A 25,275-nucleotide genomic window follows, 5' to 3' on the forward strand; every position below is an offset into this window, starting at 1 on the left:
TCCGATAACGGAATCATGTCCGCAGAAGCGGATGCGCGCAATATCCGTTTGAGCGGAGGGACTGTCAATCCGGTCTGGAGGGCAGGCGGGCACCGGGCGCGTTGGAATAGGCTGCCGGGCCGGCATCCCCCATGTCCGGCCACCCCTTCGATCACCTCCCCGACGTGCGAGACGGCCTCACCCGGGCCGAGCGCATCATCCTGCACACCCTGCACCGGCTCGAGCAGGAGCGCCCCGGGCGCGCCGTGCCCACCGCGCAGCTCTACGGACACGTCGTCGAGCAGTTGGACATCAGTCCCGACGCGTTCCAGGCCCTCCTGTCCCGGCTCGTGGGGCGGCACATGCCTCGGGCGAAGGAGGAGTGAGGGCCATGGCCAGGAACGACGACAAGTCCAAGGGGTTCCACCAGCCCTTCGCCAGGCTCGGGGGTCTGCGCGACGCCCTGCCCTCCACGAAGCCCGAGCTGCGTCCGGAGGACTTCCCCACCACCCCACCCGACCAGGGGCCCGAGCGCGTGACGGTGCGCCGGGAGAGCGGCAAGGGCGGCGAGGACTTCACCGTGGTGGAGGGACTGGGCCTGCCCGCGGCGGAACTCCAGAGCTGGTTACAGGCCATCCAGCGGGGCCTCGCGTGTTCCGGAACCGTGGAGGGAGAGCGGCTGCGGCTCCGGGGAGATCACCGCTTCTCCCTGCCCGATCTGCTGCTGCGCCGCGGCGTCAAGCGCGTGGTCCAGGGCTGAGCACGGGCGCCCCTCGCGGGGACACTCACACCACGGGCGTCTTCGACGGCTCCCCGGTGGTGGGCTCGATGGGCTCCGGCGCGGGCCCCTCGGGTGGCGGGGCGGGCTGCTCCGGCGCGGGAGGCGTCTCGGGCGCGCCGCCGGGCTCCTCTTTCTTCTGGGCGTCGCGCTGGGCACTCCGCTCCCCGGCGCGCTCGGCCTCGCGAAGGAACTCCGCGTATTCGTCCTTGCGGCTGGCGGCGCGCTGCTGGGCCTGCTCCGCCTGCTGGGCCGCGTCGCGTCGGCCCCGCTGAAGGGCGCGATGCGTGAGCCAGACGCCCAGCGCGAACACGGCCGCCTCCATCGAGAGGATCACCCACCCGCGCTCCACCCACCCGTCGATGCCTTCCTGTACGAATTGAAGCGCGACCAGGAAGAGCTGCCCGGTGAGCGCGGCCCCGAGCGCGGTGGACAGGGGGCGCAGCTCGAGGATGCGCGCGGCGCCGTAGCACAGCAGGGGCAGCGCGACGAGCACCCACAGGTTCTGCACGCCCAGGCCGATGGCGAAGCGCACGTAGCCGAAGGGCAACGCCTGGACCCGGCCGAGGAGGCGCTGGGAGAGGGCCACGCTCACGATGGAGCCGAGGATCAAGGCGAGAAACCCCAACCCCACGGTGAACTGGAAACGGCGGATGCGAACGCGCAGCGGTTCGAGAAAAGCCTTCGAGGAGCTCACGGGGAGGCGAGCCTAGCTCAAGCCTGACCGGGCAGACATTCCTGGCCGCTCACTCCTCATCGCCCCCGTCCGCCGTGCCGCCGGGGGAACGAGGGGGCGGGCCCTCTCCGTAGAAGACCTCCTCCAGGACGAGCCCGTGGGCCGGCGCGGTGGGTCCCGCGCGCTTGCGATCCCGGGCGGCGAGCACCTCGGCCACCCAGTCCGGGGAGCGGCGACCCTTGCCCACCTCGATCAGGGAGCCCACGAGGTTGCGCACCATGTGCTTGAGGAAGGCGGTGCCCTCGACAGTGAAGGACAGCACCCCGCGGCTTTCCCCCTGGATGTCCACCCGGCGCACCTCGCGCACGGCGTGGGCGGCCTGGCAGTCCGAGGCCCGGAAGGAGGAGAAGTCGTGCCGCCCCACCAGATGGGCCGCGCCGCGCCGCAGCGCCTCCACGTCCAAGGGCGCGAACACCTCCCAGTGCGTGGCGCGCAGCAGCGGCGAGCGCGAGGGCGCGTTGCTCACCCGGTAGCGGTAGCGCTTGCCGAGCGACCAGCGGCGGGGATCGAACCCGGCGGGAACCTCCTCGGCCCGGACCACGGCGATGTCCTCGGGCAGCAGGCTGTTGAGCCCCATCCAGTAGGCCTTGAGCGGCAGCACGCGCTCGGTGGTGAAGCACACCACCTGCCCGGTGGCATGCACGCCCGCGTCCGTCCGGCCCGCGGCCTCCACCGGCACGCGCTCGCCGAGCAGCTTCTCCACCGCGTCCATCAGCCGCGCCTGGATGGAGACCCCATTGGGTTGGACCTGCCACCCCACGTAGTTCGTGCCGTCGTATTCGACCGTCAGCTTCAGGCGGGGCATGTCAGCGGTACTTGAGCCAGGCGGAGAGGAGTTCGCCCACCATGCGCGTCACGGGGACGTGGTTGCGGCGGGCCATCGCCTCCAACTGTTCCAACTGCGCGGCGGAGACAGGCACGGGAAGCACGTGCTCGCTCCCGGAGGGCGAGTCCGACGCCGGAACCTGCTCCTGGGGGGTACGGGGCACCGAGCGCAGCCGCTCCTGCTCCTCCTCCAGCTCGCGCAGGAAGAGCTGCTTGAGGAAGTTGGACAGGTGCAGATTCGTGGGCGTGAAGTCGTACGCGTTGAGGAAGCGATCCAGGTCCTGCTGGAAGTGCCAGGCGGACGGGTAGCGCTTGTCCCGGTCGCGCTCCAGCGCCTTCATGAGGATGGCTTCCACGGGCTCGGGGATGTCCGCGCGGAAGTACGAGGGGGCGTACACCTTGCCCTCGACGATGCCGCGCATCACGGCCACCTCCGACTCGCCGGAGAAGAGCTGGAAGCCGGTGAGCCACTCGTAGAGCACCGCCCCCAGGGAGAACAAGTCGCTGCGGTGGTCCACGGGCTTGCCCAGGCACTGCTCGGGGCTCAGGTAGCTGAGCTTGCCACGCAGCTCTCCGGCGCGCGTCGTCTGCCCGGCGCGGTTGGCCGCCTTGGCGATGCCGAAGTCGAGCACCTTCACCGTGCCGTCGAAGCACACGAAGATGTTCTCCGGCGTCACGTCCCGGTGGACGATGTTCAGCGGCGAGCCGTACAGGTCCACCTTCTGGTGCGCGTAGTGCAGGCCCTCGCACACGGACGAGGCGATCTTCAGCGCGTACACCATGGGAAAGGAGATGCCGAGCGACTCGGCCATGGGCACCACCTTGCGCGTGTCGCGGCCAAAGAGGTACTCCATGGCGATGAAGTAGCTGTCCTCCACCTTCCCCAGATCGTGGATCTGCACGATGTTGGGGTGGTTGAGCTGGGCGGCGAGCCGGGCCTCGTTGAGGAACATGCGCACGAACGCCGGCTGCTTGGACAGCTCCGAGCGGATGCGCTTGATGACCACGGGCTTGTCGAAGCCGTCCGGGCCGGACTGATGCGCCAGGAACAGCTCCGCCATTCCACCCACGGCGATGCGCTCGAGGAGTTGGTACTGCCCAAAGGGCACGGGGGTGCGCGGCGCGACGGGAGCCATCGGTGGCGGCACGATAGCGCCTCCCGGGTCCGCGCGGACAACGGAGTTGCTCGGGGCCCCCGCCCCCTGCCTCACGCCAGCTCGAGCACCCGCACCTTGAGTGCCGCCGGGTGCTCGGCGGAGGCGGGGAAGTCCACCGGCGAAGGGCCCAGGCTCACCCCGCCCCCCGCGCGCCGGCCCGCCCGGGCCACCCCCTCGGCCACCATCGTCTCGAAGCGGCGGGGCGCCAGCGTGGCGAGGTTGCAGCACGCCACCAGCCGCCCTCCCGGGGCCACCACCCGCGCGGCCAGGGCGGCCAGCGAGGCGTAGTCCTTCGCGGCGGAGAAGCGGCTGGTGCGCGTGGTGGCGAAGGAGGGCGGATCCACCACCACCAGCTCGAACGCCTCGCCCTTGCGCGCCAGGCGCTCCAGCCACTCGAACACATCCCCCGCCACGTAGTCGTACCGGTCCACCGGCTGATCATTGAGGCGCGCGTTCTCCGCCCCCCACTCCAACACCCGCCGGCTCGCGTCGATGTTGAGCACCCGCCGCGCCCCTCCCGCCGTCGCCGTCACGCCAAACGCGCACGTATAGGAGAAGAGGTTGAGCACGGTGCGCTCGCGCGCCTCCCGGGCCACCCACGCCCGGGTGTCGCGCATGTCCAGATAGAGCCCCACCGACAGGCCCTGTCCCGGGCGGATGAGGAAGCGACACCCGTTCTCCCACGCCACCACCGACTCCACCGAGGCCCCCCGCACGGCCTGCTCGGGCGCGAGCTGCTCCCGGGCCACGTTCGCCAGGTGGCGCGCCTCGCGAGGCCGGCGCTTGAGGTAGACGCACGGCGGAGCCCACGCGGCGTCCAGGTCCCCGAGCAACGCCTCCTCCTCGGCCGGAGAGAAGTCCCGGTAGAGGCTCACCACGTGGAGCGACTCGAAGACATCCACCGTCACGTCGGGCACCCCATCGGCCGCCCCGTGGACGAGCCGATAGGCGGTGGTGCCCGGCTGCTCCCTCAGCGGAGTCCGCCGCTCGTGGGCCCGGCGCAAGAGCGCCACCCGGGAGTCAGCCCGAGGGCTCATGTCCGGCGCGCCGGCGGGGACGGCGGCGCGGGCTCCGGCAGCCGGGCCTGGGCCCACAACCGCGACAGGATGAGCGAGGCCTCCTGAGCCAGGGCCACCTCGTCCACGCCGAGCACCTGTCCCTCGCGCACGGTGACCCGGCCATCCACCACCGTCCACGCCACCCGGGAGCGCAGCAACTGGCCGATCATGTGCGGCGTCTGTCCGCTGTCCGGATCCAGCACCGGCACGCAGTCGAACACCACCAGGTCCGCCAGCCGCCCCTCCTCCACCGTGCCGGAGGGCATGCCGAACAGGCGCGAGCACAGCTCCGCGGGGCCATCCGAGAAGAGCTGCACCAGCACCCCGTCCGGATCCACCAGGCGCGAGCCGCGCGCGGCATTCAGCGAGGTACCCAGCGCGACGAACAACGCGTCCCAGAGGTGGCCATGGCCGGCGCTGCCCAGCCCCAGCAGGTTCTGGCGGCCATACAGCGTTTCCAGCGAGCGCCCACCCGGCTCGATGAGCAGGGCCGCCCCGGGGCCGAGCGCCACGCAGGTGCCGGACTCGGCCAGACGGATGGACTCGGCGTCGTCCACCGAGCGCGCGTACGCGGCCACCGACAACGGCCCGAGCAGCCCGAAGGACTCCAACCGGGGCACCACGCGCTGGCTGTGCTTGGCCCAGGTAATGGCCAGGTCGTGGTCTCCCTCGGAGAGGTGGAAGATGACGGGTGAGCCGGAGATCTCACGCGAGCGGCGCAGCTCCCCGAGCAGCGCGTCCCCACTCGTCCACGAGGAGTGGAAGCCGAGCGCGCCCCGCACCAGGGGGTGCGAGCCCTGGTCGCGCACGAACTCCGCGTTGGCGCGTGCCTGGGCCACCGCCTGGGCGTCTCCGTCGAGACCGTGGGTGCAGTGGCTCGCCACCAGCCGCATGCCGAGCTGCTGCGCCGAGTGGGCCATGGCCTCCAGCCCTCCCCTCACGTCGCGCGGACAGGACAGGTGATCCACCGCCAGGGTGACGCCCGAACGCAGCGCCCGCGCCATGGCGTACCGGGACAGCACCGCCACGTCCGCGGGAGTGAGGAACGAGGACAGCAGCCGCTCGTGCTCCATGCGGATGTGGGGGGGATGCAGCAGCAGCTCGCTGGAGGGGGGCATGACCAGATCGCCCACCAGATGGGAGTGGCAATCCACCAGGCCCGGCATCACCAGCCGGCCCCGACACGCCACCTCCCAGTCTCCCGGCAACACGGGAATCTCCTCGTCCGGAGCAACCCGGCTGATGAGACCCCCTTCGATGACGACGGCCATGCCCGCGCGGCCCCGGCCGTCCGCGCGGAAGATGGAACAATTCTTGAGGACCAGACGGCCTTCCATGGGGGCGGGAGTATACGCACGGACCCCCGCCCGGTCGGCATTTAGAACAGCCGCAGTTGCGACTTGTCCTCCTCGTCCTTGGACGCGGAGCGTGCGGGCAGAGGGGTGAAGCCGTGCTGGGCGGCCCATTCCGGAGTCGGTCCGGCCCACCGGAAGCGCTCCATCAGCACCCGGCCCTTCTCGTCGAACTCCACCCCCTCGGCCCGCAGCCGCTCGCGCTGGCCCACCGCCTCCAGGGTGGAGATGCCCCCGGAGCGGTTGATGATGCGCTGCCAGGGCACCTGGGCGGAGCGCGACCCCAGGTCCCCCATCGCGAGCCCGACGATACGGGCGTCGCACCCTCCCCCCACGATGAGCGCGATGTCCCCATAGGTGGACACCTGCCCTCGTGGAACCTGCTCGACAACCTGGTGGATGCGCTCGAAGTACCGGCGCTCCTGCATCGTGATGGTCACGGTCGTGGACATGTCTTCTCCAGTCAGATACCCCGTCCTACCTCGGAGGACGGTCCTGGGGAAGGCGGTAGGACGTCCGCCGTAGGATGGCCAACCCGACACGTCAGGTCAGCGGCGGAGCGTCCCACCCTCCTGTCTCACGCCCCACGCCGTCACCGGGTGGGGACCGGGGAGGCCGCCAGCATCTGCGTGAGCAGATCGTTCTTCTGCGACTCGGGCACGAGCGTCACCTTCGCCGAGCCGTCCTGGAGCCGCTGCACCTCGAGGATCTCGAACATGGCCGTGGCCACCTCGGGATCCTGGGAGATGCGGCGCAGGGCCTCACCCACGATCTGCGGGCGCAGGGCGGCCGCCTTGGCGAAGGCGATGGCGGCCTGGCGGTCCGCGGAGCTGGTGAGGATGCTCACCTGGTTGGCGCCGTCCTGGCGGATGGCGGAGGTCACCTGCCGCAGCCGGTTGACCACCTTCTCCTCGATCTGCCGGATCATCCCCTCGTCGCGGAAGTGCACCTTGCGGATGTAGACCGAGCCGAGCTGGTAGCCGTAGGCGTGCGACATGGGTGAGACCTCGGCGCGCACCGTGCGGCTCATCCCGTGGCGGTTCTCCAGCATGTCCGCCAGCTTCATGTTGGACAGGCAGCGCACCGCGGCGTTGCTCACGTTGGCCGCCAGCGAGCCGCGCGGATCCGCGTTCTCGAAGAGGTACTTGAGGGGATCCGAGATGTACATCTCGTACCAGATGCCGATCCCCATGGGCGCGCCCTCCTCGGAGTTGACGGCCTGGCTGCGCAGGTACTGCTGATCCAGGCGCAGATCGATCACATGGCAGCGCCCGAACCAGTTGACCAGGAACGCCTTCCACCCGAACCGGGCCCACAGGAAGTGCAGCCCGGGCTCGTCCAGCACGCCCAGCACCTTGCCGAGGAACACGTAGACGCGGCAGGTGCGCTCCTCCACGATGGCGTAGAGGCCGAACATCCGGCACAGGCCCAGCACCACGGGCACACCCACTCCCATGGCGATGAAGCCGGCGACCATTCCGATGAGCAGGCTCATGACTTCACCCCCAGCACCACCTGGCTCGCCTTGGAGAAGAGGCCGAGGCGGATGTTGCGCAGGTAGGCCTGGAGCGAGCCCGGCCCGCTGCGCTTGAGCACGGTGAGCTGCTCGGCCATGGCGTTGAGGGGCTCCACCTCCGCCTGGGCCTTGAGGGTCTCGATCTCCACGGCCCGGCGCGACTGGACGATCTTCTGGTCCGCCGCCGCCTGCGCGAGGCTGATGTCGGAGGAGACGTGGTTGTGCGCGGTGTTGATCGCCGCGAGCGCCGACTCCACCTCCGCGGGAGGATCGATTCCAGTGATGAGCGAGGCATCCAGGACGAGGCCGTAGCGCGACAGGCTGCCCCGGCATTCCCGGTCCATGTGCTCGTTCAGGTCGCGCAGGTTCTTGCGCAGATCATTGATGGAGACGCCGGAGACGACCGAGGCCTCGACGGCCTCCAGCGTGCCTTCCTGGGCGGGAGGGGGCGGCGCCTCGAAGCTGGCGATGCGCTCGCGCAGGATGGAGATGAAGTAGCCCATGGCGTGCGCGATGGGGTTCTTCACCGCGAACAGGTACGCGTAGAGGTTCTGCTCGGAGATGCGGTAGCGCAGCTGGCCGGTGAGCCCGGTGTTGAGCTGATCCTTGGTCACCGCGTCGAGCACCGTGCCGCCCTGGTTCGCGTCCGGGGACTCCGGATCGTAGGCCATGCTGAGCGTCTGCGTGGACACCGAGACCTTGATCACCTTCTCCCAGGGCCACTTGAAGTACGGCCCGCCGGGCTGGATGACCTCCAGCTGGGGGTAGACGTAGCGATCCTCGTCGGTGCGCGCCAGGCCCTCGCTGACCGGCCCCTCGCGCGTCGTGGGCTCTCCGGCCAGCCGCACCGCCCGGCCCAGGCGCACCTTCACCGCGCGCTCGCTCTGATCCACGGTGAAGAAGCCCGTGAGGATGCAGCGCACCGCGAACCAGGCCAACGCGCCCAGCAGGAATCCACTGCCCAGGTCTTGAAGTATGTCCATCGGTCTCCTCCTCGCGGTCCCCCTGCTGGGAAATCACCGCGATCCGGCGACCTTAGCCCCACTCCCGTACGGCCCGGAATGTTCATTGTGGGGCGGACCGGGCGGGCCCCGAGGCGCGGATCTCCCGGGCGGACTCCCGCCAGATTGGTATCCTCGCGGCGGATCCTTCATGAATGCGCCGAGACTCCAGCCATGGCACCGACTCCTGTCGCTCCGTGTGCTCGTCCCCCTCCTGCTGCTCGCCTACGCCTGTGCCTTCGGTGTCACGACCCTGCAACGCAACCTGCGGCAGCGCGGGAAGCAGGTGGAGGAAAAGTCCCGCGAGGAGATGACCCTGCAGATGATCTCCCTGCGCGGCACGCTCGAGTACCTCCTGGGCACCGGGCAGCTCGACGCGACCCAGCAGGTCGTCTCCACGCTCGGGGCCAACTCCCTGCTGAGCGCGGCGTTCCTCGTCGATGACCACGGCATGGTCCTGGCCGCCCTCCAGTCCTCGTGGGTCGGCCGGCCGGTGCGCGACCTCTGGCCGGACTGGGCGAGCGAGGAGGTCACCGCCCGGCGCGAGGCCGTCCAGGCGCGTCGCGAGGGCGCGGTGTGGGTGAGCAAGGATGGCCACCGGGTGGAGGGCGCCTATCCCCTGGTGATCGGGCCGGGCGGCACGCGCCCCCGGATGGGCCTCATCTACCTCCAGCAGGATCTCTCGCTGCTCAAGGCCGAGCAGCGCGACCGGGCCGAGCGCTACGCGCTGCGCTCGAGTCTGGTGCAGGCGGCGGTGGCCGGGTTGATGGGCGTGTTCTTCCACTTCGTGTTGGGGCGGCGGGTGCAGCGCCTGGAGAGCGCCGCCCGACGGCTCGCCGCGGGGGAGCTGCACGTGCGCTCGGGGCTCGGGGGCATGGACGAGGTGGGACGGCTCGGCCAGGCGTTCGACGAGATGGCCGAGCGCATCAGCCAGGACCAGGAGGCCCTGCGACGCTCGGAGACGAGCTTCCGCACGCTCATCGAGCGCTCACCGGACGCCATCTTCGTCCACCGGGCCCGGCGCGTGCTCTTCGCCAACCCGGCGGCCGCGGCCCTGCTGGGCCATGAGCGGGAGGACGCCCTGCGGGGCATCGAGGTGCGCGAGCTGCTCATGCCCGGAGAGATGGAGCCGCTCACCCAGGCGCCCCTGACGGAGGCCATGCGCGAGATGCACCTGCGGCACCGCCAGGGCCATGCGGTGCTCGGCGAGGTGGTGACCTTCTCCATCCCCTTCGAGGGTGAGCCGGCCTGGGTGTCCATCGCCCGCGACGTCACCGAGCGCCGGCAGGTGCAGGAGAAGTTGCGCTCCACGGATCGCATGGTGTCGCTCGGCACGCTCGCCGCGGGGGTGGCCCACGAGCTCAACAACCCCCTGTCCTACGTGCTGAGCAACCTGCGCTTCGCGATGGACGAGCTGAACGAGCGGCTCGGCGCGGGCCAGCCGATGACGGACGAGCAGGCCCAGGAGATCCTCCAGGCGCTCCAGGAATCGCTCGAGGGCGGCGAGCGCATGCGCAACATCGTGCGCGACCTGCGCAGCTTCTCGCGCCGGGAGGACGAGCGTCAGGGGCCGGTGGACATCCACGCGGTGCTCGACTCGTGCGCGAGCCTGGCCCGGGGCGAGCTGCGCCACCGCGCCCAACTGGTGAAGGAGTACGGGCGGATTCCTCCCGTGCTCGGCAATGAGTCCCGGCTCGGACAGCTCTTCCTCAACCTGCTGGTCAACGCCGCCCAGGCCATCCCGGATGGGGACGCCAAGGGGCACTGCGTGCGGCTCACCACCGGCCAGGCGACGGACGGGTGGGTGGAGATCGCGGTGCAGGACACGGGGGTGGGCATTCCCCCCGAGAACCTCCAGCGCCTGTTCAAGCCCTTCTTCACCACCAAGCCCGTGGGCGTGGGCACGGGGCTGGGGCTGTCCATCTGCCATGGCATCGTCACGTCGATGGGCGGGCGCATCGAGGTGTCGAGCGAGGTCGGCAAGGGCACCACGTTCCGCGTCTTCATGCCCGCGGCGCCCGCCCCGTCCGCCCCGTCCGCCGCGCCGCCCGCCGCCTCGTCCGCGTCATGAGCTGGCCCGGGAAGGCGGCACGGCGGCTGCTGCCCTGGGTGGGGTTGCTGCTGGGCATGGCGCTCGTGTACCGCGCCCTCTTGCGCGGACAGGTGCTCGCCGGACGGGATGCCTTCCGGATCTTCTTTCCGGACTCGGCCTTCCTCCTGGAGGCGCTGCGCGCGGGAGAGCTTCCCCTGTGGACGCCCTACCCGAGGCTCGGCCAGCCCTTCGCCGCCACCCTGTACTCCCAGGTCTTCTATCCCCCCCGGCTGCTCACGGTGCTGCTCGCGGGCCCGGTGCTCGGCTTCACCCTGCAACACCTGCTGCACGTGGGCATCGCCGCGGCGGGCACCTGGCGGCTCGCGCGGCACCTGGGCACCTCACGCCCCGCGGCGAGGGTGGGCGCGGCCGCCTTCGCGCTCTCGGCGCCCTTCACGGAGCTCGCCACCCAGCAGAACGTGGCCAGCGCCGCCGCGTGGACGGGCTTCCTGCTGCTCGCCTCGCGCCAGGCCGCGCGCGCGCCCTCGCCCCGGAGCGCCGCGCGGGTGGCGCTCTTCGCCGGCCTGTCCTTCCTCGCGGGCTCGCCCGAGACCTGGCTGTGGCAGACCCCGCTCGCCCTCCTCGTGGCGCTCTCCGCCCGGCGCACGGGCCGCGCGCTCGGGGCGACGGGGGGCGGACTCGCCTGGGGGTTCATGCTCGGCGCCCTCGTGGCCCTGCCCGCGCTGGAGTTCACCCGGCACTCCACCCGGAGCTCGGGCGGGATGAATGGACTCGAGTGGTCCCTGTCCTGGCCCCAGTTGCTGTCGGTGGCCTGGCCCTTCGCCGAGCATCCGCGCTCGCGCTACTGGGAAGGAGGCGATCAGTTCTTCATCCTCCTGCTCTTCCTGGGCACCCTCGTGTGTGCCCTGGCGCTCGCGGGCCTCGGGCGCTCGGGGCGGCGACTTCCCTTCGGGCTCGGCGCCCTGGGCCTCACGGCGCTCTCGCTCGGAGCCCACCTGCCTCCCGCCGCGCTCCTCCTCCAACTGCCGCCCTTCCACCTCTTCCGCTACCCGGTGAAGTACTTCGTCGGAGCGGCATTCTGCATCGCCGTGCTCGCCGCGTTCGGACTGGACACCCTCGCCCGCCGGGCGCGAGGGGGACAGCGCTCGTTGCCGGGCGTGGCCGGGGTGGTGGCCGCCCTCTTCGTGGCGCTGCTGCTCGGGCCGCCCCTGGCACGGCTTCCGCTCTTCCGCCCCGGCGTGGAAGCCGGACTGCCCTGGGTGGTGCTGGCCCTGGGCGCGGGCGCCCTCGCCCTGTGCCTTCCCGCCGCCGGTCCCCGCCGGGGCCACCGGGTGCGCGGGCTGCTCGCCGGGCTCGCCCTGGTGGAAGTAGGGGCCTTCCACCTGTTGCAAGGGGGCACGGGCAGCGCGCCCATGGAAGCCCTGAGCCGGGCGTCCCGCCTCGCCGCCGCCCTGCCCACCGGGTACTCGGGCCGGGTGAGCGTGGAGCTGTCCGGAGACGAGCTCACCGACGTGTCGCGCGCCGCAAGCCCCCGCACCGCGCCGCCGGAGGAGGAAGGGGGCTCCTACATCGCGCTCAGCCGGGATGCCCTGGTGCCCAACCGCTTCGTGGAGGAGCACTTGCGCGTCCTCGAGGGCTATGGGGCCCCGGAGCCCCAGCACGTGGAGTCCCTGTCAGGCACGGGCGCGCGGGCGGCGTTCGATCAGCTGGGCGTGGACTACTACGTGCGCCGGGGTCCGCCACCCTTCGAGGACCTGGAACCGCTCCTGGCCCTTCCCGGACTGCCCACCCTCTACCGTTCCGGCACCGCCCTGCCGAGGGCGTTCCTGGTCCATGCCGCGCGCGTGGCCTCGGACGAGGAGGCCCTGGCGGCCTTCGTGGACCCCGCCCAGCCGCTGCGGCGGGAGGCGCTGCTCGCCGAGGGAGAGCCCCTGACGGGCCCGGGCTGCCGGGGCTCGACGGCGCGCATCACCCAGGAAGGACGGGCGTGGGTGGAGGTGGCGCTGGAGGCGTGTGGCCCGGGCTACCTGGTGCTCGGGGACTGGTTCTACCCGGGGTGGGAGGCCACGCGGGATGGGGCCCCGGTGCCCCTGCGACGGGCCGATGCCCTCCTGCGGGCGGTGCCGGTGCCCGCCGGCGCCCACACGGTGCGCTTCGACTACCGCCCGGGGAGCTTCCGTTGGGGCGCGCTCCTCTCGGGGCTGGCCCTGGGCGCGTGGGTGCTCGTGCTCTGGCCCCGCAAAGCGCGAAGGGCGGCCCCTCCTTAGTATGGAGAGAACCGCCCTCGAAGCCGTTGGCTGACGCCTGGCTCAGTCCGCGCTGTTCGAACCGAAGTTCTTCAGGTTCTTGCGCTGGAGCTGCTGGTTGGCCGTCTGCCCGGTGTTCTTCACGTCCTCGTTACCCGCCAGGGCCTCGGCCGACGCGCCGAAGAGCTTGCGGATGTTGTTGCCGAAGAGGGTGATGACGCCGATCGCCGCGATGGCGATGAGGGCGACGATGATGATGTACTCGGTCATTCCCTGGCCGCGGCGCTTGCGCAGCAGCTTCTTCTGGCTCTTCTGGGTGGTCATGTGATGTCTCCGGGGGAGTAGCGACGGGGGGGGAGTGCCCCTCACCAGCGATACGCAAGCTACCTTGCTCCCCTTCGCTCCTCCATCCGTCATCGGGAGGATGATCGCACTTCCCTGGAATTTCCGGGGCTCGTCCCGTGCCGGCCCCTCCCCCGCCCCTCTGTCAAGGGGTGGACACCCCCCAGGTCCACTCAAAGCGCCTTCCCAATGGGTAGGGCTCCAATGTATTGAATTCTAAAGGGAAACCGCGGCGCCATGAAGGGGTCCACCCGCAATGGCGGCTCGTCAATGGTTCGTGCCTGCCCATGACCGTCCAGCTGCTGCAAGCCGTCCAGTTGTCCTGGTCTCCGAGTCTGCGCGTGACCCGCGCCGGAGGGGACTGCGAGAGCGTGCTGCGCCGCCCCGCCTCGGAGATGGTGGATCGCCCCCTCGAGGTGGTGCTGGGAACCACCGCCGAGAAGGCCCGGGCGATTGACGCCCTGGCGCGCGAGGACCGCCGGGCGGTGGAGTTCCTGCCGGGCACGTTCGGCGCGCAGGATCCGGTGCAGCTGCGGCTGGCGCTCGGGCTGGACGCGGGCGAGGCCAGCGCCGTGGTGGTGGACCTGAAGGCCCTCTTGCAGGACGCCCCGCCGGTGCAGCTCTCCGGACTCGCCTCGCAGCTGAGCCACGAGCTGCGCAACCCCTTGAGCTCCGTGAAGATGGCGGTGCAGACGCTGGCGCGCAACACGGGCCTGTCCGAGCGGGATCAACGCCGGCTGACCATCGCCAACCGGGAGGTGCGCACCCTGGAGCGCATGCTGTGGCTCTTGTCCGAGTACGCCCGGGACAGCACCCCCACCCTGGAGCCGCACGCCGCGCGCACCCTCTTGGAGGAAGCCGCGGCCGTGGTGGCGCCGGAGCTGGCCGAGCGCCAGGTGGAGGTGCGCGTGACGGAGAGCGCGGAGGTGCCGCGCGTGCGGGTGGAGCCCGGAAGACTGCGGCCCGTGCTCGCCCAGGTGCTGCTCAACGTGGCCATGGGCCAGGCGGCGGGCACCCAGGTGCCGGTGACCATCCACCCGGGCCCACCGGGGCGGGTGCGCGTGGTGCTGGAGGACATGGCCGGCACGCTCTCCGAGGAGGAGCGCGACTCGCTTTTCGTCCCCTTCGAGAGCAGTCTGGCACGAGGCGCGGGCTTGTCGCTCGCGGCCCTGCGCCGCGTGCTGGTGCACCAGGGGGGCGATGTGTCCGCCGAGGCTGGACCCCACGGGGGCACGGTCTTCACCCTTACCTTTACGGTCTGAGGGCCATGGAGACGCTTCTCATCGTCGACGACGACCTGTCCCTGCTCGAGTCCCTGAAGATGCACTTCGAGGACATCGAGCACGACGGGGCGCCGCGCTACCAGGTGGTGACGGCCACGCGCGCCTCCGAGGGCCTGCGGCTGGCGGAGGAGGCCCAGCCGAGCGTCGTCATCCTCGACATGAAGCTGCCGGACCGCACGGGCCTGGACATCATCGAGGAGATGAAGGGCCTGTGCGGCGACGCGCGCATCATCCTCGTGACGGCCTTCCATGACATGGAGACCACCATCCGGGCGATGAAGGCCGGCGCCTTCGACTACATCCACAAGCCCTTCCCGGACCTGGCGGCCCTGGACATCGTGGTGGCGCGCGCCCTGGAGTACCGGCAGCTGTCGCGCCGCGCCGCCACGGTGAACGTGGAGAGCGCCGCGGCGCGCCTGGGCGACATCGTGGGGACGAGCCCCCTCATGCAGCAGCTCGTCAAGGAGATTGGCAAGGTGGCCGGCAGCCACGCCACCGTGCTCATCCACGGCGAGAGCGGCACCGGCAAGGAGCTCATCGCCCGCGTCATCCACAACTACTCCTATGACGAGGTGAAGCCCTTCATCGGCATCAACTGCTCGGCCATCGTGGACACGCTCCTGGAGAGCGAGCTGTTCGGCCACGAGAAGGGCGCCTTCACGGGCGCCAACGCCGTGAAGCCCGGCAAGTTCGAGCTGGCCGAGGATGGCACCATCTTCCTGGACGAGATCGGCGACATGTCGCTGATGCTCCAGGCGAAGCTCCTGCGCGTGCTCCAGGAGCGCGAGTTCGAGCGCGTGGGCGGCGTCAAGCGGATCAAGCTGCGCGCCCGCGTCATCGCCGCCACCCACCGCCACCTGGCGGACGAGGTGGCCACGGGGCGCTTCCGCGAGGACCTCTACCAGCGCCTCAAGGTCATCACCCTGCAGTTGCCCCCGCTGCGCGAGCGGCGCGAGGACATCCCCCCGCTGGTGCACCACCTGCTCGAGCGCATCAACGAGAAGGTGCACAAGCGTGTCACCCGCGTGCCCCCGGAGGTGCTCGAGCACCTCACGCGCCTGCCCTGGCGCGGCAACGTGCGCGAGCTGGAGAACGTGCTCACGCGCGCCGTGGTGCTCGCCCCGGGCGAGGTGCTGCTCGCCGAGAACCTCCCCGCCCTGGAGCCCACCCCCTCCGAGCATGGCCACGCCCCGGGCTCCTCCGCTGCCAACGGCCTGCCCAACTTCCTCGCCTCCCCCATCGCCGACCCCAACCTCATCCCCACCCTGGAAGAGGCCGAGCGGATGCTCATCGAGCTCACCCTCAACGTCACCAAGGGCCACAAGGGCAAGACGTGCCAGATCCTCGGCATCAGTCGCCCCACGCTCGAGCGCAAGCTCCAGAAGTACGGCGTCCGACAAGATCATCAGCCGTAGGGGCAAAGGCTCGCGGGTGGACATTGTCGCGCCTCCAACACCACCCCCTCCGGATTGAACGAAACGTTCAAATTGATCAGACTGTTTGAACGTTCTGTTTCAGCTTTCGGACATTCGAAACCACGTCACGGCGCGATGCATCGCTAAGTAGGCGTCATCGCAGGGTTTTTCAGGACTTGGGAAGAACGTTCGGGTTGGCACAAAGCTTGGAAAGGGACTGTTCCGTTCGCAGCACAGCAAGCCCTCTTCCAAACCCTCAACCGCCTGCAGGAGTGCCCGCCATGCACGGTTTCAACCGCCCCCTCGGTCCCATCGGTTCCAACGTCGTTGCCCCCATCCAGACCACGAGCTCCGGCATGCTCGTCACGGCCAACAAGCTGGTGCCCGGTCAGGAGGCGATCGACTTCAAGGGCTACTTCAAGGTTGAGTCCTTCCCCCACAACTCCGTCATCTACCGCCCCGGCGACACGACGGACCGCGTGTACCTGCTCAAGAGCGGGCGCGTGCGCCTGATGCGGCTGGGCAAGAACAGCTCGCGCTCGGTGGTGAGCATCCTGCGCGCGGGGGACTTGTTCGGCGAGCTGTTCCGTCCGGAGGGCACGCCGGTCGAGGAGATGGCGATCGCGTCGGGCGAGGCCGAGGTGTGGAGCATCGAGGGACGTGACTTCCGCGCGCAGCTCGAGGCGCGGCCGGCCCTGGCGGTGGACGTGGTGCGCGCCTACGCCGAGCGCGTGCGCTCGCTGCGCAAGCGCGTGCTGGGCCTGACCTTCAAGGAAGTGCCGGCCCGGCTGGCCGACACCCTGCTCACCCTGGCCGAGGCCCACGGCGAGCGCTGCCCGCACGGCGGCGAGACCGACCTGCGCGGCATCACCCAGCAGGACCTGGCGGACCTCGTGGGCGCCTCGCGCTCCTTCGTCTCCACGCTCATCAACGAGATGAAGCGCGATGGCGTGCTCGGCAACGTGGGCCGCATCCTCTGCATCCGCGACCAGAAGGCGCTGCGCAAGCTGGCTTCCAAGGAGAAGTAGTCCCACGGCTTCGCCCTCGCCGGGCAAGCCCCCGCGCCCCGGCCGCCTCCCGTCTCACACGGGGTGGGCGCCGGGGTTCTTCTTTTCGCGTGCTCCGCGTGTCTCCGGGCTTGCTCCCTCCGTCCGGGAGACCCAGCATGCGCGGGCCCGTGACGACTCCCGCTCTCTCCGACTCCGCCCTTCCTGATCGCACGTACACCGAGCGCCGCACCGCCGCCGAGGCGGAGCTGCGGCGACTGGACGCGGTCAGTGCCCGCTACGCCAACCTGCGCGCCGTCGTCTTCACCGCTGGCGCCGCGGTGGCGCTGGCCGTCCTGTTCGGCCGGCTGCCCCGGACGGGGTGGTGGGCCGTCGGGGTGGCCCTGCTCGGCTACATCGTCCTGGCGGTGTTGCACCACCAGGTATTCCTGCGCGAGGCGCGGCAGCGACAATTCGTTCAACTCAACGCCCGGGGCCTCGCCCGGATGTCGCGTGGCTGGCACGACTTCCCCGAGCGCGGGGAGCGCTTCCTGTCGGGCTCGCACCTGTACGCGGCGGACCTGGACGTCTTCGGCCAGGGCAGTGTCTTCCAGCTCATGAACGAGACGGCGACGCGCGCGGGCGAGGAGCGGCTGGCGGCGTGGCTGTCCGAGCCGGCGACGGCGTCCGAGGTGCGCACCCGGCAGGAGGCGGCGCGCGAGCTCATCCCCCGGTTGGATTTCCGTCAGGAGGTGTGCGTGGAGGCGCGCACCGTGGCGCGGGAGAAGGCGGACCCGGCGCTGTTCATCGCCTGGGCCGAGAGCGGCCCCTCGCTCACGGAGATTCAATGGGCCCGGCCCGTGGCGCTCATTCTGCCCCCCATCACCCTGACGCTCCTCGTGCTGGGCCAGTTCGAGCTGCTCCCCGGCTGGGCGTGGTGGCCCGGGCTGTTCGCCCAGCTCGGCGTGGCGCTGGTGACCCGGGGGCGGCTCCAGGCCATGGAGGAGCGCATGAGCGCGGGCGAGCGGGGCTTCGTGCGCTATGCCCCCGTCTTCGAGCGCGTGGAGCGCGAGCGCTTCGAGCACCCGGAGCTGCGGCGCATCCAGGGCGGCATGCAGCGCGAGGCGCGCGAGCCCGTGTCGGCGCACCTCAAGCGCTTCAGCTTCCTCTACTCCTTCGCGGAGCTCAAACGGCACCAGTTCCACCCGCTGGTGCACCTGTTCACCCTGTGGGACGTGCACGCCATGTTCGCCCTGGAGCGGTGGAAGCAGCGCCATGGCGCCCAGGTGCGGCGCTGGTTCGAGGCCCTGGCGGAGCTGGAGGCGCTCTGCTGCCTGGCGGGGCTCGCCTATGATCGACCGGGCTTCGTCTGGCCCACGCTCGAGGAGACGGGCCCCCGGGTGAAGGGGGAGGGCATGGGCCACGCGCTCCTGGACGCCCCCGTGCTCAATGACGTGGAGCTGCCGGGACCCGGGTGCGCGCTGCTGCTCACCGGCTCCAACATGTCGGGCAAGACGACGCTGCTGCGCGCCCTGGGGCTCAACACGGTGCTCGCCCTGGCCGGCGCCCCCGTCTGCGCCCGCGCCTTCTCCGTCTCGCCCGTCCAGGTGCTCACCAGCATGCGGGTGAAGGACTCCCTGGAGCGGGGCGTGTCCTACTTCTACGCCGAGGTGCAGCGCATCAAGGCCGTGCTGGACGCGGCGAGCGCCGCCCGGGGCCAGGCGCTCTTCCTCCTGGACGAAATCCTGCTCGGCACCAATACCCGCGAGCGGCAGATCGCCTCGCGCGAGGTGCTGCGCCTGCTGCTGGCCACCGGCGCCAGCGGCGGCGTCACCACGCACGACCTGTCGCTCGCCAGCCTCGCCGAGGAGTACGGCGGCCGGGTGGTCAACATGCACTTCCGCGATCACCTGGAGGACGGAAAGATGGTATTCGACTACCAGCTGCGCCCCGGCGTGGTGGACACCACCAACGCCCTGCGCGTGCTGAAGATGGCCGGCGTCCCCGTGCAGGACACACCCCCCGCTCCGCTCCGGTCCACTCCTGGTGAGGGCCTCTCCTGAGCGGGAACTTTATCCACCTACATTGTCGCCTTCTCTCCATTCCTTTTAAACGAGGAAAGCATGGACGACACGATACCCGGTGGATTCAGGACCGGAAATGGTTGAAAGTAGGCGTCCATGTCGAGGAAGAACAATCGCCCTGCGGACACGGAGTCCGGACAAGCGGCGGTGGAAGCTGCGCTCACGCTCCCGTTGTCGATCTTCCTGATCCTGGCGACGATCCAGTTCTTCCTGTTGCTCCAGGCGCGCACGATGACGGAGTACGCGGCGTTTCGCGCCGTGCGCACCGGCAGCGTGAAGCACGCCAACTGCGAGGCGATGACCCACGCGGCCATCGCGGCGCTGCTGCCCACCTTCGCCCGGACGGACTCGCCCGCGGCACTGGGCAGGGCCTTCGAGCACCACCGGGACAACGAGTACACGGCTGGCCATGACTCGGGACACACGGGCGCCATCGTGTGGATCGTGCGCGAGCGGCCCGTGCTCGGGGAGATCCGCGCCAACGAGGAGGAGTCCTTCGATGACCCCGCGCGCTACAACGGCGTGGCGGACGTGACGCGCCTGGAGGCCCGGCTCGTCTTCTGGTACCCGATGCGCATCCCCTTCGCCAACTGGGTGCTCGGCCGCATGTTCCTGGCCCACCTGGGACTGCGCGACTACACCGCCGACAACCCGCTCATGTCCCCCAAACGGGCGCAGTGGGGCAGTCAGACGGCCTTCCGGCTCAACGGCCTCATCGGGCAGGAGCTGCTCGATCGCGCCAGCCGCCATCAATACGTCTTCCCACTCCAGGCCAACTACGCCATGCGCATGATGACGCCCCCGCGTCGCAGGAACTTCACCCGGCAGAACTGCAACCCGACCCCGGAGGGGTTGTGAAGATCCGGTCCCCCCACCCGCGCCCCCGTGGACAGGCTCTCGTGTTGATGAGCCTGACGATGCTGCTGCTCACCCTCATGGTCTGCGTCACGCTCTCCTTCTCCATGCGCGTGCGCGAGAAGATGGAGGCGCAGAGCATCGCGGACCTCGCCGCCTACAGCAGCGCGGTGGCCACCGCGCGCACCTTCAACAGCATCGCCCTGATGAACCGCGCGCAGACGGGCCAGCTCGTGGCCCTCACCGCGACGGAGAGCCTGGTGAGCTGGACCAGCATGGTGCGTGCCAGCCTCGTCGCCGCGCGCGTGAGCATCGCCGGCTGCTCGCCCCCACCCGAGGTGCTCGAGGCCCTGGACGAGCAGAACGAGGAGATCCAGGAGAAGTGGGACGATCTGGACGCGGCCGCGGGCGTGCAGGCGCTCAACATCCAGATGATGGCCTGGCACATGTCCGGTCTCGAGGGCAAGCTGTACGAGCAGTTGCAGGAATCCGTCGACGGAGGACCCAAGTCCTTCGCCACCCAGCTGTCGAAGCTGGCCAGCGAGGGCACCCGTTTCCAGGCAGAGCTCAAGGGGGGCGCCACCCAGGTGTCCCTGGACGAGCTGACCTGGGCCACCTCGGGCTCTGGCTGGTTCCGCGACATGGCCATGGCCAGCCGCGGCTACGAGTTCATCACCCGCCGGGCGGTTCCCGCGCCGACCGCCACCGCCGATGGCCCCATCGGGCAGTTGGACATCACCGTCACGCCCAACGGCGCGGGCGGGGGCAGCACCTACTGGGGCGATACCCCTCCGGGGGGCGCCAACGGCCACGGAGGAAGCACGGGAGATCCCGGCACCACCGACTTCCTCATCGCCGAGGACCACGCCACCGTGACGGCCAGCTATGCCGGCTGCTCGGGCGTGCCCGTACCGGCCCGGGCCATGGTGCGCGCCACCGACATGAACGACACCAGCGACAACCACACCTGGGGCGCTGGAGCCGCGGTCGGCGAGGATCCCGGCATGGAGAAGCAGTACCGGCACACGCTCCTGCCTTGTGACAACCCCAAGTACTGCCCGAACGTCTTCGTCGGCGGCATGGCCTTCAACACCGGCGACGTCAACGACAAGAACCTCTGGGCCCAGCCCAAGCTCTTCTCGCTCGTCCAGCGCGACTACAAGGTCCGCGACGCGGCGGGCGTGCTGCGCGATCCCTGGCTCTTGCGCTTCAACTTCCAGTTCTCCCCCGCGCGCACCAGCTCGTTCGACAACCGCGGCCTGACCCTGGCGGACGGAACCGACATCAGCGTGCAGTACTCGCTCGCCACGGGGCTGGCCTACTACCACCGGCGCGGGCGCTGGAACGAACCCCCCAACCTCTGGAACCCCTTCTGGCGCGCCACCCTCGCCTCCGCGGATGTCGACGCGTCGGGCAACGCCGACGTCGAGCGCACGGTGGGAGGCCCCGCCGCCCAGGCCTACAACGCCCTCATCCGGGCCGGCTTCAAGGGAGCGCACTGATGAAGCGGACCGCGCGCAAGGCCCCCCGGGGCCAATCCATCGTGGAGCTGGCCCTGGCCCTGCTGCTCTTCATCTCCGTGGTCATGCTCGGCATCCACTTCGCCGAGGTGGGCTACCTGCCCATCAAGGTGCACGAGGCGGCCGTCTCCCCGCTCTGGGACAGCACCGCCCTGCGCGTCCACCGGATGCGAGGCAGCAAGACCAACATCGGCGACTTCTCCACCTTCCCCGCCATCCCCACCTCGGTGGAGGCCAACGCCAACGGGCGCTACCACGACTTCGACGGGCGCAGCTCCACCCCGGGCAACGGCGACACCGCCGTCACCCAGGTCTTCACCCGCATCCAGGACCTGATCGTGCGCTGCGAGCGCCAGGACGAGGTGGAGTTCGACCTGGTGCGTGGCAGGCGCCCGGCCCTCTACGAGGCCGTCGACGGCGACTTCGCGCAGCCTCCGTCCGGCGCGGAGACGGGCAACGACACGGACAGCGTGCTCACGGACGTCTACGAGAACATGGGCGGCATCTCGTGCCGCGCCGAGGCCCGGCTCGACACGCTGCCCTCACTGCCCAGGCACTTCCTGGAGCAGCAGAACGGCGGCTTCTTCGACACCCCGCTCGCCACGCGCTTCACCATGAAGGTGTGCGCCGTGGGCCGCGCCAAGGATGGCGAGTGCAAGGGCCGCTACGGCATCCTGCTCGGGGACTGGGCCTTCGCCGACCGCGAGGTCAGCGAGCACTGCCCCCTCCAGCCCGAGCGGCCCGACGAGCCCTGCGGGGAGAACCGGGCCTTCTACTACGCGGCGATGAGCGTGTTCGATCGCAACCTGGGCTCCGTCGGCAAGGCCGGCTCGGAGTTCGCCGAGGAGTTCGCGGGCTTCAGCCCCATCGACGAGGACGGCTTCTTCATGAGCTACCGCGGCGAGGAGGACGGGTACATCGAGAACAAGACGCCCGAGGGCGAGGCCCTGGACATGAGGGATCGGCCCTACAACACGGGCGGTGTCAATCACGAACCCGACCCGGAGCGGCGTGACTCCAACACGTGCTTCCTGGGCATCCCCGGATGCTGAGCGGTCTGCTGGCGGTGCTCGCCGCGGGGTGGCTGGCCGCCTCGCCCACGCCTTCCCCACCCCCCGCGCCCTTCCACTGGAAGGTGCCCGGGCTGGTGTCCACGCTGGATGTCCCCGGCGAGATGAACGTGGGCAACATCCCCATCCGCCTCCAGGTCTACACCTCGCGCGAGCCCGTCGAGCGGCTGTTGCAGTCCTTCGCCACCGCCTCCGACGCAGCGGGCCTCTACATCCCCCGCACGACGCGGCGGGTGGCGCGCCAGCCCCACCTCACCGCGCTGGATACGCGCACGCTCACCGCCTACACCGTCATCCTCAACCCCTCGCCCGATGGCTTCACCACCGTCGTGCTCGGCGAGGCGAGGATGGACCAGAAGACGGCGCCCTCCACCCCCTCGCTCGTGCCCACCTACCCCGGGGCCAGGCACGTCCTCCAAGGCAACTTCGAGGGCGCGCGCACCCTCTCCTTCTGGGCGCCGGCACGCACGGAGCAGGTGGAGACCTGGTACCGTGAGCGGCTGCTCGCCGCCGGCTACAAGGAGGAAGAACCCCTCGTCTTCCGCCGGGGACAACAAGAGCTGCACCTGTCCCTGAAGGTCCAGCACATGGGCACCAACGCGCTCCTCTTCATCAAGACCGCCGGAGCCGAAGGCGCCTCGCTGCACGCCGCGCCGTGAGCCCCCGAGCCGCTCCCGCCGTCACCGGATCGCCGCCACGGCGCCCGACGTCCGCTCCAGGGGCGAGCGCGTCCCCCGGCGAGACACGGCCCCGTGCAGGACGCTGAGCCGCCGCGTCACCCGCTCCAGTTGGATGCGCAGCAGCGACTCCTCCTCGGCTCCGGCCTCCGCGTGCTCCGCCGCGAGCGGCGCCTCCCTCAACCACCCCTCCAGATCCGGCAGCGGCGAGGGCGGACGGCCCCGCACCACCGCGTCGGCGAGATCATCCAGCACCCCGCTCACGGTGTCCGCGAAGCGCTCCAGGTGGGCCCGGCGTCCGTCGGGCAACGCCTCCCGCGGGGTCGCCGACAGGGACACCACCGACGCCGCGAACCGCCGCAGGTAGGCGAGCAGGGTCATCAACGGCTCGAGCGGCTCGGTGCGCCGGCGGGGCTCGGAGAGCAGCCGCTGGAAGGAGGCCTCGGCGTTGAGCGTCGCCAGGCCCATCTTGCGCCGCGCCTCGGAGAAACCCTCCTGGGGATCCCTCGACGGCTCGCGCCAGTTGGCGAACACCTGGAGGAAGTGCTCGCGGTTGGCCCGGAGCGCGGCGGAGATCTGCTCGGGAAGCAGCAGGTGCTCGGAGCGCTCCCACAACAACCAGGTGCCCGCCAGCGCCAGCGCGCCTCCAATGAGCGTGTTGAGGATGCGCACCCGGGCCAGTCCCCAATCGCCCGTCCCCACCTCCGCCAGCAGCACGAAGGTGAGCGTGAGGAAGGCGGTATAGAGCCCGTAGTTGAGCGGAATGACGGCGATGCTGATCGCCACGGTGACGAACAGCAGCGGCAGGAGCGCCTGGGGGTATTGTTGGATGCTGGAGGCGACCGCCGCGGCGAGGATTCCACCCAACACCGTGCCGCCCACCCGTTGCAGTCCCCGGAGGAACGTCGCGCCCGTGTACGGCTGCATGATGGTGAGCACGGTGATCGTCACCCAGTAGCCGTGGCTCGGAATGAACGCGAGCGACACGCCGACGGCGACCGTGGTGGTCAACCCTACCCGGAGCGCGTGGCGCAGCACCATGGAGTCCAGCGAGAGGTTGTCACGCACCGGCCCGAGCACCCGCTGCGACCAGGGGCGGGGATCCGTCCGGGGCAGCGCGTTCGGATCCGTCAGGCGCGTCTCCGTCCGCGTCGCCGCGCCCATGAAGTCGCGCAGCTGGGCGAGCAGCCGCAACGCGTACAGGTACTTCGCCCGCTCCTCGGTTCCCGCCGCGGGCCGGGGGCTCTCCGGGGGCTCGAGCCCCCACTCCAGCGGGGGCAGGGGACTGACCCCGCCTTCCGTCTCCACCCCCCGAGCGAGCGCCAGGAGCGACTCGCGGAAGCCAATGACCGACCGCTCCACCAACCGCCACGCGGGCTCGGCCCGGTGCTCGCGCGGCAGGCTCTCCATCACGTCGCTCAGGGCGATCACCGTGCCGAACATCGTGTCGGCGATCTGCAACAGCACCAGGAGCTGCTCGCCGCGCTGACTCTCGCCGCGGCCCCGGCGCGTGGCGGCGAGCGTGCTTCCCGCCACCTCCAACGTCTCGCGAATCCGCCCGTGGTGACGCTGGATGAGCCCCTGCCAGAGCGGGCCCTCCTCTTCCGCGGTGAACACCCGGGTCACCTCGCCCACGTACTCCGCCAGATCCCGGAAGCACTGGGCGACGGCGAGCCGGGACGGCCGGTAGGGACGGATGGGCCAGAGCACGAGCGAGAGGAACATCGCCCACAGGCCGCCCATGGCCAGCAGTCCCCCACGCGCCAGGGCCTCCCCCACTCCCGACGACGGAAACGCCAGGGAGACGACGAAGGCGCTCGCCGCGGTGTTGCCCACCACGGTGGCCGCCGCGCCGTAGACACCCGCGAACGAGCAGGCCGTCACCCAGAACAGCGCCATCACGATGGACAGCACCGGGTGCTCCCCGGCCAGGGCGCCCAGGAAGGCCGCGAGCGCGCCGACGATCAAACCGCACGCCATGCTCGTGGCGCGGGCACGGTAGGAGCCTCCCTTGTCGGCGAAGGAGACGTTGAACCCGCCCAGGCTCGGCCACACCCCATCGGTCAGCCGCAGGGCCGTGGTGACCATCACGGGGATGATGGTCGCGATCGCCGCCCGGATCCCGGCCATCACCGCCGGCTTCACCGGAGCGAACCGGACCGCCTCCCTCGCGTGCTCGACCAGACGCCGCATCATCGTGGTGCCCTCCTCCTTCAAGGGGCACACTACCCGAGGACACCCCGAGCGCCACGGCTCGTGTCTGACAGAGAGCGGAGCGCGTTCGCATCCGGCGTGAGAAGATGGCGCGCACGACGTGGCCCTGGACTCCGGCGGCCCCTGCT

The 25,275-nt window shown here is 70.5% G+C and carries 22 protein-coding genes; 12 read left to right on the forward strand and 10 right to left on the reverse strand.

Translation table 11 applies throughout. From position 1 onward, the window contains the following. Positions 1-131 precede the first annotated feature (131 nt). Positions 132-365, forward strand: a complete 234-nt coding sequence (locus CYFUS_RS35025; protein ID WP_002621142.1) for a hypothetical protein — start codon at positions 132-134, stop codon at positions 363-365. A 5-nt stretch (positions 366-370) separates the two neighbouring features. Continuing rightward, positions 371-739, forward strand: coding sequence for a translation initiation factor (locus tag CYFUS_RS35030; protein WP_095989180.1), 369 nt, complete (start codon positions 371-373; stop codon positions 737-739). Positions 740-764: 25 nt separating this feature from the next. On the opposite strand, the gene CYFUS_RS35035 is transcribed toward CYFUS_RS35030, so the two are convergent. From CYFUS_RS35035 to CYFUS_RS35070, 8 genes are all read right to left on the reverse strand, one after another. Further along, a complete protein-coding gene (locus CYFUS_RS35035) occupies positions 765-1,454 on the reverse strand; it encodes a hypothetical protein (RefSeq protein WP_095989181.1) in 690 nt (229 codons plus the stop codon). Between the two features lie 49 nt (positions 1,455-1,503). Then, on the reverse strand, positions 1,504-2,298 hold the full coding sequence (gene truA, locus CYFUS_RS35040; protein WP_095989182.1) for a tRNA pseudouridine(38-40) synthase TruA: 795 nt from the start codon (positions 2,296-2,298) through the stop codon (positions 1,504-1,506). A 1-nt stretch (position 2,299) separates the two neighbouring features. Next, positions 2,300-3,454 carry a serine/threonine protein kinase gene (locus tag CYFUS_RS35045; protein WP_095989183.1) on the reverse strand — a complete coding sequence of 385 codons (1,155 nt, stop codon included), beginning with the start codon at positions 3,452-3,454 and terminating at the stop codon, positions 2,300-2,302. 71 nt (positions 3,455-3,525) lie between these two features. Then, positions 3,526-4,512 (reverse strand): class I SAM-dependent rRNA methyltransferase, encoded by a 987-nt coding sequence (locus CYFUS_RS35050; protein ID WP_232536984.1) that lies wholly within the window; start codon positions 4,510-4,512, stop codon positions 3,526-3,528. Then, positions 4,509-5,870, reverse strand: coding sequence for an amidohydrolase family protein (locus tag CYFUS_RS35055; RefSeq protein ID WP_095989184.1), 1,362 nt, complete (start codon positions 5,868-5,870; stop codon positions 4,509-4,511). The genes CYFUS_RS35050 and CYFUS_RS35055 overlap by 4 nt, the downstream gene beginning before the upstream one ends. A gap of 41 nt (positions 5,871-5,911) precedes the next feature. Beyond that, a complete protein-coding gene (locus tag CYFUS_RS35060) occupies positions 5,912-6,337 on the reverse strand; it encodes an MGMT family protein (RefSeq protein ID WP_095989185.1) in 426 nt (141 codons plus the stop codon). A 140-nt stretch (positions 6,338-6,477) separates the two neighbouring features. Then, positions 6,478-7,380, reverse strand: a complete 903-nt coding sequence (locus CYFUS_RS35065; protein WP_095989186.1) for an SPFH domain-containing protein — start codon at positions 7,378-7,380, stop codon at positions 6,478-6,480. After that, the gene (locus CYFUS_RS35070; RefSeq protein ID WP_095989187.1) at positions 7,377-8,384 is read right to left on the reverse strand and encodes an SPFH domain-containing protein; all 1,008 of its coding nucleotides are present in this window, start codon (positions 8,382-8,384) and stop codon (positions 7,377-7,379) included. Before CYFUS_RS35070 ends, CYFUS_RS35065 begins: the two co-directional genes overlap by 4 nt. A 169-nt stretch (positions 8,385-8,553) precedes the next feature. Between CYFUS_RS35070 and CYFUS_RS35075 the strand changes: the two genes are divergently transcribed. Next, positions 8,554-10,473, forward strand: coding sequence for an ATP-binding protein (locus CYFUS_RS35075; RefSeq protein WP_157758841.1), 1,920 nt, complete (start codon positions 8,554-8,556; stop codon positions 10,471-10,473). Continuing rightward, complete coding sequence (locus CYFUS_RS35080) at positions 10,470-12,722, forward strand: YfhO family protein (protein WP_095989189.1); 2,253 nt, start codon at positions 10,470-10,472, stop codon at positions 12,720-12,722. The genes CYFUS_RS35075 and CYFUS_RS35080 overlap by 4 nt, the downstream gene beginning before the upstream one ends. 42 nt (positions 12,723-12,764) lie before the next feature. On the opposite strand, the gene CYFUS_RS35085 is transcribed toward CYFUS_RS35080, so the two are convergent. Next, positions 12,765-13,025 carry a hypothetical protein gene (locus CYFUS_RS35085; RefSeq protein WP_002621155.1) on the reverse strand — a complete coding sequence of 87 codons (261 nt, stop codon included), beginning with the start codon at positions 13,023-13,025 and terminating at the stop codon, positions 12,765-12,767. A gap of 305 nt (positions 13,026-13,330) precedes the next feature. Here CYFUS_RS35085 and CYFUS_RS35090 point away from each other — a divergent pair, with 305 nt between their 5' ends. The 8 genes from CYFUS_RS35090 (at position 13,331) to CYFUS_RS35125 (ending at position 22,915) form a co-directional block, all read left to right on the forward strand. Continuing rightward, positions 13,331-14,305, forward strand: a complete 975-nt coding sequence (locus CYFUS_RS35090; RefSeq protein WP_095989190.1) for a sensor histidine kinase — start codon at positions 13,331-13,333, stop codon at positions 14,303-14,305. Positions 14,306-14,310: 5 nt separating this feature from the next. Continuing rightward, positions 14,311-15,741: a sigma-54-dependent transcriptional regulator gene (locus CYFUS_RS35095; protein ID WP_095989191.1), complete on the forward strand. Its 1,431-nt coding sequence runs from the start codon at positions 14,311-14,313 to the stop codon at positions 15,739-15,741. A gap of 281 nt (positions 15,742-16,022) precedes the next feature. Then, a complete protein-coding gene (mrpC, locus tag CYFUS_RS35100; protein ID WP_002621158.1) occupies positions 16,023-16,769 on the forward strand; it encodes a Crp/Fnr family transcriptional regulator MrpC in 747 nt (248 codons plus the stop codon). Between the two features lie 137 nt (positions 16,770-16,906). Next, a complete protein-coding gene (locus CYFUS_RS35105; protein WP_095989192.1) occupies positions 16,907-18,790 on the forward strand; it encodes a MutS-related protein in 1,884 nt (627 codons plus the stop codon). Between the two features lie 117 nt (positions 18,791-18,907). After that, complete coding sequence (locus CYFUS_RS35110) at positions 18,908-19,669, forward strand: TadE/TadG family type IV pilus assembly protein (protein ID WP_095989193.1); 762 nt, start codon at positions 18,908-18,910, stop codon at positions 19,667-19,669. Positions 19,670-19,710: 41 nt separating this feature from the next. Beyond that, a complete protein-coding gene (locus CYFUS_RS35115) occupies positions 19,711-21,168 on the forward strand; it encodes a hypothetical protein (RefSeq protein WP_095992419.1) in 1,458 nt (485 codons plus the stop codon). Beyond that, the gene (locus CYFUS_RS35120) at positions 21,168-22,238 is read left to right on the forward strand and encodes a TadE family protein (RefSeq protein WP_095989194.1); all 1,071 of its coding nucleotides are present in this window, start codon (positions 21,168-21,170) and stop codon (positions 22,236-22,238) included. Before CYFUS_RS35115 ends, CYFUS_RS35120 begins: the two co-directional genes overlap by 1 nt. Next, positions 22,232-22,915, forward strand: coding sequence for a hypothetical protein (locus CYFUS_RS35125; protein WP_095989195.1), 684 nt, complete (start codon positions 22,232-22,234; stop codon positions 22,913-22,915). Before CYFUS_RS35120 ends, CYFUS_RS35125 begins: the two co-directional genes overlap by 7 nt. Before the next feature lie 21 nt (positions 22,916-22,936). Here the strand turns inward: CYFUS_RS35125 and CYFUS_RS35130 are convergent, their stop codons facing one another. Further along, positions 22,937-25,129 (reverse strand): FUSC family protein, encoded by a 2,193-nt coding sequence (locus tag CYFUS_RS35130; protein ID WP_095989196.1) that lies wholly within the window; start codon positions 25,127-25,129, stop codon positions 22,937-22,939. Positions 25,130-25,275: the final 146 nt, after the last annotated feature.

This window comes from Cystobacter fuscus (assembly GCF_002305875.1).
In the GTDB taxonomy this organism is placed as follows: domain Bacteria; phylum Myxococcota; class Myxococcia; order Myxococcales; family Myxococcaceae; genus Cystobacter; species Cystobacter fuscus_A.